We start from the raw sequence: 12,574 nt of genomic DNA, 5'->3' as shown, positions 1-12,574 counted from the left end.
CCCGATGATGGGCGGGGGCGCGCTTAATCGAAAGACGGAGGAACCGAATTTCCGTTCACTGAAGAATTGGAAAGATTTTTCACAAACTTACATGCACCATTCCGAAAGAGAGGCCATGCAGTAAGTCCGAAACCAATAAGCGAAAATCACATTCTATTTTCCGAATGTATCTTAATCGCAACTCAACTTCACCAGCCTGGGAGCATCCACGACTTTACTCCATTCTATCGTGTCCGATTCCGGATCATACCGAAATGCCTCGGCGATCTCTGGTATAAAAATGATATCGATCTTTTTATCGTAGTAATCCTTACGATTGCGAAGAATATGCAGTGTATCAAAAGATCGAGGAGAATTTTTCGAATCCTCATCCTTCGCAAAATTCTTTTTGCAAAGATTTAATTCCACCTCTGGAAACCTATCGTTCGATCCTTTCCATCTAAACTTTAGATCATTTGAAACTACGGATGTCGGAATATTCTTCACATATTCCCTTGGCTGACCATTCAGAATATATCGTAACTTTAAAGGGCCCAACGATATTAATTGGATCTTATATTCAGGAGGACTCGAGCCTTCGTCATAGTCGGTAAACATCATCCCGTCCATCTCAAAGCCTCGTTTTGTTTGCTTTAGGTTATCGAATCCGTGTATCTCCGACCTCGCATCTTCGAACTGATTGGCCAGTCCTTCCCCTGGACTACAAATATATAGTTCCTCTTCCGCATTATACCAAAAACCGGCAAATTTCTTTAACTGGAAACAAGGCTGGGATTCCTCGTCCAACTTTGCCCAATGTTCTTGAGTGGTCAGATTCAAAGTATGGACCCAACCTTCTTTCGGTTCTCGGCCGCTCGGATTCTCAACCTTGATCCATCTTTCTTTTCTATCAAGCTCCCGTAATATAGTTCCGGCAGCAAGCTCATCGTCCGCTTCTTGGGCCTTATCCGAAGAACCTTCTTTATCGTATAATCTTAAAGATTTAACGAGGCGCCATTCCCTGGATTTTTTTCCGAAATAGTCCTCTACGGACTTGGCATTGGCGCCGAATATCCAACCTTCGCTTCCATCCTTAGTCAAAACCCGGAACCATTGAAATTTACCGGACCGAGTCGAAACCAAATCACCCTTCTCTTGAATAACGACTTTTTCCCCGGTCGCTAATTTCTCATTCCCCTTGGAAGAAAAGTCCGGTCGGAACCGAAGCGTTGATTCTCCGGTTAAAACCAATTCTCCGGTTTCTTGAGAACGACATCCTCCGAATAGTAGTACCGAGAAGAATAGAACGTAAACCGATCGTTTTCCCACGAATTTCTCCCTAATTGCGACTCCAGATCACGAAAGAGGGCTTCACCGACATTACGTAATATTGGTCCTTACCTGTCCTAATTTCCACGTATGCACGATTTAGAACTTTACGATATACGATAAAATCCAAATTCCAAGGCCCAAGGATACCGAAAGGTCCGACGGTTTTAATCGCAGGAGTCGATTCTGAAGTAGGAACTTCTTTCCAAAAGAATTTCACCGAAAGGGGAAGGTAAGCCGGATCCGCAAAAACGAAATTTCCTTCCTCATCCTCGTCTCCAGCCACGGATAATAATGTTTCGAGACTGCCCGGAGAAATTTCCTTACAAAATTGAGGCTGGATGGAAGGAGGCCCGAAAAAAGGTCTACGAAACACTTTGCATAAATATTTAGCACGATCGGGAACGATCAGATCCGCTTCCCTATCTCTCGCATCCCAGAAAGGAAGTTTGTTCCTAAATTCGTTCGGCAAAAGTTTGGCAAGCATCTCTGCGGATTCCGAATCGTCGTCGGAGTCTTCGTCCTTCTCGTTTGCCTTGGATCCGATCTGCTTCAAGAATACTTCGTAACCTACCTTGCCTCCCCCTTCTTGGGCGTAGGCGAATACGGGATCCGGATTTTCCTTCAGAAGAATTTTTATCGCAGGTAAATAAGTTTGGATCCAGTCCCAATCGCTTTCCTGGCAGATTTTCTTGAAAAGAATCTCGGACTCGTCTCCGGAATAGAAAGAGTCTCCGTAAGAAAGGCAGGCTTCCTTCTTTCTGTCCATAAGAAGAAGGTTCTTCGCGCTCTCCCATTTTCCCCGTTTAGGAGAGGAATAATTCCCGCTCATAAGAAAGTATCTCGTACTTGCCTCTAACTTTCCTTGCTGCCTTAAGAATTTTGCATATAAGAATAAGATATCCGATTTGGATTCGTTACTTAAATCCTTAAAACGACCCGAAAGAAAAATTCTTCTATAAGGAGTTCCTTTGCCGGATTGCAAAGCGGAACCGACCCATAAAGGAAGAGCCGAATCTCTGGATAGAATTTCCTTATCAAATAAAAATACAAAAATATTATCCCATCCCTCGTAATCTCTGTTCTTCATTTTCAAAGAATAGCAGAGTCGAATTAAAGCCTGGTTCTCTTTTTTAGAAAGACTCTTATAAGGCTCCGGTGGAACGGGCTGGATCAATTCTCCGGTCTCGGGATGAACCGTAGGCTCCGGTGGGATCCAAGCGAGAGTTTCTTTGGAACAGGAATTCACGACTCCGATCAACGCGAAAGGACTGACTCCCAGTCCTTGGGTCAAAGTCTGAACCAGGGAGGACCATTCTCCTTTTTTATTCTTCAAAGTTCCGGCCCTGCTCTGGAACTGGAACGCCGGCATATATTTATTAAATTTTTCGTATAGAAAGTAAAGACGAGTGGAAGCGGTCTTTCTCACATCGTTAGCGCCCGCGGTTCGAACCACATCTTCGTACAAAGGAATCGCAAATATGGGCGCCTCTTTTTCCAAAGCATATGCGTCCTCGTAGGAAACCGCATAAAAGGTCTTGGGCAGCGCGATCAGAAGAAGAATTAGGAACGACCTCCATGCCTTTTTGTTAAAAGACATTCTTAATGATCTCCTGTTTTGCATCCGACTTATGGGTCAAAGGACAAATCTCGGAAGGAACATAAGAAGGATGAAATATTTCGTTCGTCTTCTTCGGGCAATCCGGACCGGGCAACTTTCCGGATTCCGGACAAATCGCCACAGTAACGGCCCTTTGGGAGAATTGGTATTTTCTTCTCTCTTCCTTATCTCCCGATTCCGCGGAATCGAATAATTTCGCGATCGTTCCCCATAAAGGAGCAGCGATAGTTCCGCCTAACGCAGATTGCCCCATTCCGAAACTCGGAGAGTCGTATCCCAACCACACCGCCATGGAGATTCCGGGTCTCACTCCCACGAACCAAGCGTCCCTATATTCGTTGGTAGTCCCGGTTTTACCCGCCACTTCTCCTTTATAGCCGGTATTTCTAACTCCGGCATGGTTCGCACTTCCGTGCAATAAGTCCACCATGATCTCCGCAGTCGGAGGGGAGATCGCTTTCCGAATCTGAGGCCATTTCAAGTTAAATTCGTCCTGGTCCTTTCTTTGGAAAACCACGTTACCCGATCTATCGACCACCTTCTCGATCAGATGCGGCCTCACGATATTTCCATCGTTCGCAAAAGCGGAATAGGCGGAGGCCATCTCCAAAGGAGAAAGTTCCAAGGAACCCAAGGCCAAAGACAAATCCCTACGAAAACGATTTTTTAGAACCTTCTCCTCCGGAAAGAAAAAGCGTTCGAAAGTTTCCGAGATCTCGCCTAATCCGAGTTTTTCGGCGATCTGAACCGCGGCTGTATTTTTGGATTTTGCCAAAGCTACCCGAAGAGAAATATCCCCGTCATATTGATTTCCTATATTCTCCGGCATCCAATTGGACACGGAATTTCTATAGATCAAAGGAGCATCCAAAATACGTGTCGCCGGATTCGCCATCCCGGAATCGATGGCCTCAGCGTAAAGAATGGGCTTGATCGTGGATCCGGTCTGTCTATACATCCCGGTGGCTCGGGAGAATTGGTTATCCGATTTGAATTCCGTCCCTCCGTGCATCAGCAAGATGTCTCCGGTCTGAGGATCCACGGCTACCACGGCCGCCTGCAATCCGCTGTCTCCGTTTGTAGAAGCGAATCTATCCGTATCTATGAATAATTCCAATGCGGGAGAAATATCCGCGACCAAATTCCGGAAGGGATTGGCTTCGGAATCCTTCCCCGGGTCGGTGAGCCTATTTCGTCTAACTTGTCCGGATTTGGTGATCCTTTCCACATGCGCTTTGACGATCTTCTGCAACTCCGCCTGCACCGGCTGGGAAATCGTAGTGTAAACGGAAAATCCTCCGCTCTCGTAGATATTCGTATCAGGATACAGCGTCTGCAGGAACTTTCGTACATGTTCGGTCACATAAGGAGAATCGTCCTTACGGTTTCCGTAAACAGTCTCTCCGGGAGAACGAGTATTGAACGCCTGGTATAATTCCCTCATGGAAGGCCTTAAGTCTTCCTTAAGGGCGCCGTCATTCTCCAAAGATTTTAGGATAGCTTCCACTCTTCCCAGAGAAAGATCCGGGTTTTTTAAGGGAGAAAAACGATTCGGAGCGGAAGCAAGGGAGGCGAGAACGATCATTTCGGAAACATTCAGATCCTTCGGTTTCTTTCCAAAATAGAAATCGGATGCGCTTGCAAACCCGAAAGCTCCGTGTCCTAAATAAACATTATTCATATAATGTAATAGAATCTGCTCTTTGTTCAAAGAAGACTCCAAGGCGTAAGCAAGTTGAGCTTCCTTGAGTTTACGACCGAGGCTTTTTTCCCGATCGTTCAATAGGATCCTTGCCAACTGCTGGGTAATGGTGGACGCGCCTTGCTTGAATCTAAAACTAGTGACGTTTACGAAGAAGGCACGCAATACGGAGGAATAATGGATCCCGCCGTGGGAGAAAAAGCTCCTATCCTCCACGAGAAGGACCATCTTCTTCAGATTTTCCGGATAGGCGTCCCATTCCAGATTACTTGTCTTCTTACCGAATATCTCAGAAACTTTCTTGCCGTCCCTATCGTAAATTACGGTAGGCTGATGAATATAAAAAATATTTAATAAACCCTGGATTTCTCCTTCTCTCTGTATGACCCCCATCCAGAAGAAAATCAGAAAAGCGAGAGCGAAAGGAACCGGTAAAACTATTAGCCAAAAGTTAAGTCGAAATCGAGGAAAACTGAATTTCTTTCCTCTTTCCACGAGCCTTTCCGCAAGGGTCTTGATCGGACGATGGAATTCCGTCGGGGAGCCGTACTCGACCCCCGTTTTCACTCTTTGAAACCAAGGCCTCTCCTCGCCGGACTCGGGAGAAAGCTTCTTTTTCCAGGAAGAAATTAAGCCGCTGATTTTCTCCCCGAAGCTTTCCTCTTTCTCTTTAGAAGGCTTCTTGTTTTCCGAATTTTGGAACTCAGGATTGCGGGAAAAAATGGGAGGATCCGCCTTAGGAAAAGGTCGATCCGTTACTGGTTCGGGAGCCTTCGGCTGTAGTTGGACTAAGGCCTTGTTTCCGCATCGGTAGCAGGTGAGTTTGAATACGGTACCTGTAGGAACTCCTTCAGGCAGACGGGAGACTGTTCCGCAAGAAAGGCATTCGAACCTAGGATCAGTAAGATTGCGTACCTTAGTTTCCAACATCCCTAGTAAATTTCGGAGGAAATGTCTCCTCCTACAAGCAAGAAAGTGTTACGGAAGAGGTTTTCTTTCGCTAAGAATCACGAAATCTCCGAGAGCCCAATCCTTATCGGTTAGATTCTCCCCCTCGAAACCGGGAAAAATACTTAGAACTAAAACCTTCAATCCGTATTGGCGGAGTCTATGCGTCAAACCAAGCCCGGAATCCGTATGAAATCTCCCGTTTACCTGGAAGACCTTTCTCCCGTTCGCATAGAAAGCGTTTGCGATCGCATCCGACATGCTTGCGTCCCATACATACTGGGAATCCAAAAACTTTTCCGGATCGAAATTCATCCCGACCGAATGACCGCTCATCGCGGATAATACCAATTCCTCGTATTCCTTCTGTCTATGCATCTTGTAAAGATAGCGAGGAGGCAAATATGGAGAACGAATCTTATACAAAGCACCTATCCCCTTGGAGGATACCAGATTCACGTATTTTTTCGGAGCGTTTGCCGCTAGAATCGGGATCCGGTTTTCTTTGGCGAACATTACCAAAGGATGATAATCCGTTTGGTAGTTCGGCCAGAATTTCCCAGAATTCAGAAACCCTTTCTCCGTGATCTCGTCCCGAGCGAACTCGTCCACGGATCTTTGTTGGTCCCGTTCCAACATTTCGAGAGAAAGTGAAATCGGATACTTCGCAGAGAGTCTTTTTAAGGCTTCCAATTTCCATGCATGACCTTTAGAGTCGTTATGCTCCTCTCCGAACACGATTACGTCCGCATCCTTGACTCTTTCTTCGATCGAAGCCCAGGAAGTACGAGTCTTGGTCTTAGTATCGTAGATTTCAGGAGACGATATAGGAGCTTCTTCCGCAAAAACCAAGGAGGGAAGAACAAGCACGAGAAGAATCTTACGAAAGTACATGTTACGAGCATGGATCCTACCCGAAAAAAGAAAAGAATTAATCCCTTCCTATTCTTGGAAAGGACTCGACAAATCGGGAAATCAAATTGTATTTCTTAGGCGAAAGCCTTTAGACCGCATTAGGAAATTTGTATGTCGATTCGAACCGAGACCGTCCAGATCCAAACTCCTCACGGGACCATGCCGATATACGCGGCCTATCCGGAAAATTCTCCCGGCCCGGGTCTACTCCTCCTACAAGAAGCCTTCGGAGTGAACGATCATATCAAGGATGTTGCTTCACGATTTGCGAAAGAAGGATACTCCGTAGCGGCTCCCGAATTGTATTACAGAACGGCTCCTCCCGGTTTTTCCGGTCCCTACGAGGATTTTACTTCTTTGCGTCCTCATTTCAGCGTGCTGACTCCGGAAAATTTGGAATCGGATCTAAAAGTTTCGTACGAATGGCTCTCCTCCAACCCGAACGTGATTTCCGAAAGAATTGGGAGCATCGGATATTGTTTGGGGGGATGGGCTTCCTTCGTGGCAAATGCGGTGATCCCCGTCAGAGCCGCTGTCTCTTTTTACGGAAGCGCGATAGCTCCTACTGCGGAAAAATATTCTCCTCTCCAAAAATCCCCGCTTCTTCTCGTTTGGGGAGGAAAAGACAGGAGCGTAAAAGCGGAGCATCGGCGATCGGTTGCGGATTTATTAAAGTCTTCGGAGAAGAATTTTACGGAAATTCTCTTCTCGAACGCGCAACACGGATTCTTCTGCGATGCACGAGCCGCATACGACGCTCCTTCTGCCAGGCAAGCCTGGAGCCTTACATTAGCTTTTTTGAAAGAATACGTTTAGTCCCCGATATACCTGCGCATCGCGAGGCACTCGGGGAACCGATTCGGATCGAAAGCGTAGGATAAGGATTTACTTCAGATTCTTCTCGATCGCGTCCATGACCTCTTGGCTATCCGGCTCCACGGAGGAACGATAACGAGCGAGTATCTTCCCGGAAGGAGAGATCAGGAACTTTTCGAAATTCCATTTCACTTCTCCCGGATCAGGAGAAGTCGAGGTAAGATATGTATACAAAGGATGCTGGTCGTCTCCTTTTACGGAGATTTTGGACATCATATCGAAAGTAGCGCCCTTCTTTAACCGACAGAATTGCTCTATCTCCTCGTTAGAGCCCGGCTCCTGGGATAAAAAATTATTCGCTGGGAATCCGATCACTACGAAGCCCTTGGCCTTATACTTACCGTATACTTTTTCCAAATTCTCGTACTGATAAGTGTATCCGCATTTGGAAGCCACATTAACCACCAAAAGAGTTTTACCCTTATACTTGGAAAGAACCACATCCTTTCCCTTGATGTCTTTTACGGTGAAATCGTAAATACTCTTGGCCTCACCGAAGACGGAAGCGAAGGAAAAGAAAAGCAAAAATAATAAAATCGATTTAGGGACCATGATAGGGAAATCATACGGGAAAGAGGGCATTCGGTCCACCCGTTTTAAGCCCTCTTTTAAGATAAGAGTCCGTCCGACTTCCAAAATCGGACGGATCGATCTTTTTCAATCTTATTGTAGGACAAACTCCCGGGAAGTTCCCGTGAATTTTTTGTAAGTCCAGAAGAACCCCCAGAACTGCTTCGCCAAGCCGTTGTATACGACCCTATACGTTCCCGGTTGTTGATTTCTCACAAGCCAGGTAATCGTAACTTCCGATGTGGCGGAAAGATCTCCTCCCGTTCTCGCCCAATCGTAGGCCGTATAAGGATTATTATCCGTGGCGATCGTAGTCCATGAACTTCCGTTTTTCTTCTGTACTTCGAGATAGGTATAAGAATTCGGATCGTAGTAGGAGGACAGGGATCCGTCCAACTTCTTATCCTGTACCACTCGCGGATGAGCTCCTTGGAATTTGGTAACCACAGTATCCTTAGTTTTGCTGTAGGAAGTGTTGACATCGGTCAGCACCTTCCCGAAATCTCCTCCGTCGTTCACGATCCCATTCTGTGACAACCAGGTCTGGATGAACTGTTGGTTGGATAAATCGGGAGGATTCGGACCGGGAGTAGTAGCTCTTCCCGCTACGATATCCTGAGCGATCCGATCGAATTCCTGTTGGAGTGCCGCACTCGCCCAAGGTCCGTATACTGTAAATCCCCCCTCGAAATTCTGAGCGGAGTATTCTTCCCTGGTCGCAAGGTACTGGGCATAAGCGTTCGCCATTGCCGCCATGACTATATTGGTATAGCCTGCGCTTGCGAGAGTCGCACTAACCCTCGCTTTCACCCTTCTTCCGGCATTAGTCGTTACCTCGAAAGGAGAAGCGAAGATCGCCGTGTTTCCGATCGTAATCACTTGCAAAGGAAGCACCACTGGAACGAAAGGAACCTGAGGATTCGGAAACCAGAAACTGTCCACCTCTCCGACGGGAAGAAGCGTGAATTTTTCCTTATCACAAGCTTCGTATTTCGTCGAGCCCAGAGCCAATTGTGCCAGAGGCCAAAGATATCCCAGGATTTGGGCCGCCCCGCTCAGATTCGTTAAGCTATAATTCTTTTTGACCCAGGCCCCATTTTCGAAGACATAATCGTTTCTGATATCTCCTTCCTTAGCGAAATCCACGGGAGCGCCTTCTTCGTCCCCCGCAAGGAACCCGCCTCCGATGGTGGCTACGCAAGTCGTCGCTCCGGAGACCGTATCCCAGGGCATGGTAAAGGATCCTATATAATTCGGATTGACCGCCACCTTGTTATTCCAAGTCACATGACTGTGTCTATATCCCACGTCTCCCGTCAGAATCGAACTTGCAGAATTATATAATTCTAATGCTCGACCTCCTTGTAAAGTCCCGTGTACGATCGGATTTTCCAGCGGATCCAAGGACGGATCCAGATCGTTCGGTCTTAGAAAGGCTTTGGTAATATCGCTGGGATCCGGTTGATTGGGACTGGAATCTCCCATCGGTCCCTGAGGGAAGGCCGCCACGAAATTTCCGCCGATTGCGTTTTCCACCAGATACGCTGCGTATCCCTTGTTGTCTCCATGAGCTCTACGATTCGTGATTCCCAAGGAAGTACCGTGAACGGCGAACCAGTTTACGAGCCCGATCGGGGATCCGTCCGTTCCTTCGAAGCGCAGAAGGGACATGGTCTCCTCAATATTCTTGGAATAATTCGCTTTGTCCAGGTTCCATTCGTAAGCTGCAGAGGAACGGTTATGAGCCAAGCCCACAAGATTTCCGGAAGCGAATTTGATTCTGGCCTGCTTTCTTGCGTTATAGGCGGACTTAATCGCTTCGGCCGTTCCATTCACCACGATATTATAATGCACCTTATCGAATCCAACCACGCCGTTAAAAAGGTTGAAGAGGGTATACCAGGATATGTTCGAAGGAGCGGAATGTGTATGAGTGGCGAAAATCACCACGTTGTCGTTATTGAAAGCGGATCCGTATCCGTCGGCCTGCAACTTCCTGATGACTCCCATTTTTACGCCCTGATACATATGGATCATATCGTTGGTTACGATAGCGACCCTGGAACCTCCGGGTCTTTCGATCACAAACGCTCGGGAGAATAGCCTCATGGCCAGACCGGACATCTCGTCTCCCGGACTATTGTATCCGGTGCTCGACTGCACAAACGGTCCGGTTATATCCGCCTTTCCCGCGCCGACCAAGAATACGTCTGGAGGCGTAGAAGTGGGCAATGCCTGGCTACTGACAAGAGGTGCCGTCTCCGAATTCGCGGTTGCTCCGTTCACAAGCGCCAAGGCCTCTGCATTCGAACCGGCTTGATCATTACAACTCGCAACGGCAAAACATATCGTCGTCAGCGAAAATAAAACTTTGAATCGGAAACTATCCATCTCGTCCCCCTCGACTACCCCGAATGGGTTATCCGAAATTTTAGGAAGGTCAAACACAATTCCGAAATGTGTTCCAAACTCCGATCCCGTTCGAGAAAAACATTATAAGTTTTGAATTTATTTCGAACGGAGTTCTAAAGAGCGATTCCACTTATATAATGGGAATATAAGTGGAAGATATTCGATATAAGAATACGGGTATAAAACTCTGCCATTCTTGGAATAAATTCGGTTACTTCTTCGCGATGAACCAATCGAAACTAAAACTTGCTACATTCGCTTCCGTTTCATCGAAAAGTTCCACTCCCACGGTAAGCCCTGCTCTTCCTTTTTTTTCCAATTGAGCGAGGAATAATTTCCATTCTTCTTCGTCGATCACACCTCTGGAGATCACTCTACCCTGAGCCGGCTTCTTGTATTTCACTTCCGATTTGCGCACTACCGGAAGAATTTCGAAAGGCAAGGAGGAAATTTTGCTTAGCAAGAATTCTCCTCCGCTTCCTTCAGCCAATGCAAATAACGCTCCGGCGTGCCCCGAACCTAGATGGTTCTTATAGATCGGACGATCTTCCAAGACCAAGAGAGCGTCTTCTCCCTGCTTAGGCCTGGAAATCTGGAGATGCACGTTAAAAGGAATGGATAGAACGTCGAATTTATCTGTCATACCTCCCACATGCGAAATCTATTCCTTTGGTTTCAAATGAAAAAGCTTCGCTTCCAGGAATTCTTGTCCTGTTCGTTGGCAAAACGAACTTTTGGATGTCTCTCCTTCGACGCAAGATGGATAAGAAGAATATAGGGAACGACACCGGAAACCTTCTTTTATCACCCTAAAGAGACATTGACTTCGGTCCCGCTCGGGGAATATTCTCCCATTGGAAGAAAAACCCGCCTTTTCTCCGGATGCACCATGAACCTATTACAAAAAAGATATACGATCCAAACCTCCGTCCTAATTTTTCTATCGCTTTTCTTTCTTTCGGATTGCCTAATGATCCGATTAAACGACCCGCCTCGGATCGCAAAATCCTTCTATCCGATTTCGAGAAAACATCCTAAGGCGATTATTCTAATTGGATACCAGAATCGAGAAATCCAAAAAGCGAAGAGCTTCGAAGGCACCGAATCCAAGAACCCTCTCTTGTATCCTTACGCTACGGCGCTCGAAGAACAATTTTCGTACTTCCAATCTGTAAATGCGGAATCGTTGTCCGAAGATACGCGCAAAAACGCAGGATACGAATCCGTTCAAACCGTTTTTCTTATGGAAGGAATGGATATAAGCGCTCTTCCTCCTAAGGCAAAACTTACCTTCGACAGTAGCCTTTCTTATATCGAATCGGGGCCTCTTCGCCTTCCCTTGGAAAGATTCTTCAATTCTTCTCCGGAATTAGGAAGTCCGAACGCCTCCGACGTTCGCAGAGAATGCAAGGTTCTCCAAAAGGATTTCAGCTTCGACGAGATCCTGAATCTGAAATGTAGCGACTCCTCTATCGGTAGGGATATCCGGGACCTGTTGGATTCCTGGAAAAAATACGAAAAATTCAGGAAAGAACAAGAACAGTCTTTTCTTTCCCTTAAAGGCGATATCAAGAATTACGATATCATCATACTGGGGCTGCAAGAATACGGCGCGAGAACGGATAATTCCTCGCTCATACTCCCTTTTTCCGTCGCCTCCGCAGGGATCATTCCCTACACGCGGGACTATGCCAGATTCATAGTCACTTACATCTATGAATCCGATACGAAGGAAAGAATGCAAACCCATGCCGCGGATCTAAGACGGATACTTTCCCCACTTGTTCTTCCTTTACATCTTTTCGGAACCGGATTCAGTCCCCGCCAAAAGACTCTAAAAGACGGATTCCATCTATTGAATTCCTTTCTTTCCAAGGACGATTTCTATCTGCCGACTTTCGGTAATTCTTCCGACAAGACGCCTCTTTGGACCGAGACCGGAGAGATATTCTCCCTTTCCAACGGAAAAGTCCAGATCCGACATATTAAGAATAGGGTATTACGCCCGGGCTTAATCGTATATCCGAACCGGGACGAAAACAGAGGGATCAAAATATTAACTTCTTCTCATACGTATGTGGAAGGAATCCTGAACGGAAACGGAAAGCTGATCGCAGGCGAAAAGGTCTATCTCAAAAAGGCGGATCCTAAAGAAGGCCAAGAAGCGGAAGATACCGAAGAAGAGACGAATCGGAACCGTAACCTAAGAAAATTCTACTGAT

At 46.6% G+C, this 12,574-nt stretch carries 9 protein-coding genes; 2 read left to right on the top strand and 7 right to left on the bottom strand.

Going from position 1 to position 12,574, the window contains the following annotated elements; translation table 11 throughout:
* Window positions 1–171: 171 nt before the first annotated feature.
* From LEP1GSC061_RS09660 to LEP1GSC061_RS09645, 4 genes are read right to left on the bottom strand one after another with little or no spacing between them, the layout of a single operon-like run.
* On the bottom strand, window positions 172–1,308 hold the full coding sequence (locus LEP1GSC061_RS09660; protein ID WP_016545204.1) for an SH3 domain-containing protein: 1,137 nt from the start codon (window positions 1,306–1,308) through the stop codon (window positions 172–174).
* 10 nt (window positions 1,309–1,318) lie between these two features.
* Window positions 1,319–2,908 (bottom strand): hypothetical protein, encoded by a 1,590-nt coding sequence (locus tag LEP1GSC061_RS09655; RefSeq protein ID WP_016545247.1) that lies wholly within the window; start codon window positions 2,906–2,908, stop codon window positions 1,319–1,321.
* Window positions 2,898–5,561, bottom strand: a complete 2,664-nt coding sequence (locus LEP1GSC061_RS09650; RefSeq protein WP_016545259.1) for a transglycosylase domain-containing protein — start codon at window positions 5,559–5,561, stop codon at window positions 2,898–2,900. The genes LEP1GSC061_RS09655 and LEP1GSC061_RS09650 overlap by 11 nt, the downstream gene beginning before the upstream one ends.
* Window positions 5,562–5,609: 48 nt before the next feature.
* Window positions 5,610–6,473: a ChaN family lipoprotein gene (locus LEP1GSC061_RS09645; RefSeq protein WP_016545163.1), complete on the bottom strand. Its 864-nt coding sequence runs from the start codon at window positions 6,471–6,473 to the stop codon at window positions 5,610–5,612.
* 132 nt (window positions 6,474–6,605) lie between these two features.
* Here LEP1GSC061_RS09645 and LEP1GSC061_RS09640 point away from each other — a divergent pair, with 132 nt between their 5' ends.
* Window positions 6,606–7,310, top strand: a complete 705-nt coding sequence (locus LEP1GSC061_RS09640) for a dienelactone hydrolase family protein (RefSeq protein ID WP_016545147.1) — start codon at window positions 6,606–6,608, stop codon at window positions 7,308–7,310.
* A 69-nt stretch (window positions 7,311–7,379) separates the two neighbouring features.
* Here the strand turns inward: LEP1GSC061_RS09640 and LEP1GSC061_RS09635 are convergent, their stop codons facing one another.
* The 3 genes from LEP1GSC061_RS09635 to LEP1GSC061_RS09625 form a co-directional block, all read right to left on the bottom strand.
* Window positions 7,380–7,922 (bottom strand): glutathione peroxidase, encoded by a 543-nt coding sequence (locus LEP1GSC061_RS09635; RefSeq protein ID WP_040508393.1) that lies wholly within the window; start codon window positions 7,920–7,922, stop codon window positions 7,380–7,382.
* 111 nt (window positions 7,923–8,033) lie between these two features.
* On the bottom strand, window positions 8,034–10,226 hold the full coding sequence (locus LEP1GSC061_RS09630) for a neutral/alkaline non-lysosomal ceramidase N-terminal domain-containing protein (protein ID WP_232218404.1): 2,193 nt from the start codon (window positions 10,224–10,226) through the stop codon (window positions 8,034–8,036).
* A 337-nt stretch (window positions 10,227–10,563) separates the two neighbouring features.
* On the bottom strand, window positions 10,564–10,995 hold the full coding sequence (locus tag LEP1GSC061_RS09625; RefSeq protein ID WP_040508392.1) for a YiiD C-terminal domain-containing protein: 432 nt from the start codon (window positions 10,993–10,995) through the stop codon (window positions 10,564–10,566).
* Window positions 10,996–11,241: 246 nt separating this feature from the next.
* On the opposite strand from LEP1GSC061_RS09625, the gene LEP1GSC061_RS09620 reads away from it, so the two are divergent.
* Window positions 11,242–12,573, top strand: coding sequence for a hypothetical protein (locus LEP1GSC061_RS09620; protein ID WP_016545161.1), 1,332 nt, complete (start codon window positions 11,242–11,244; stop codon window positions 12,571–12,573).
* Window position 12,574: the final 1 nt, after the last annotated feature.

This window comes from Leptospira wolffii serovar Khorat str. Khorat-H2 (assembly GCF_000306115.2).
Classification (GTDB): domain Bacteria; phylum Spirochaetota; class Leptospiria; order Leptospirales; family Leptospiraceae; genus Leptospira_B; species Leptospira_B wolffii.
Note: the sequence above shows the minus strand (reverse complement) of the source record. Positions and strands in the feature narration are given on the sequence as shown.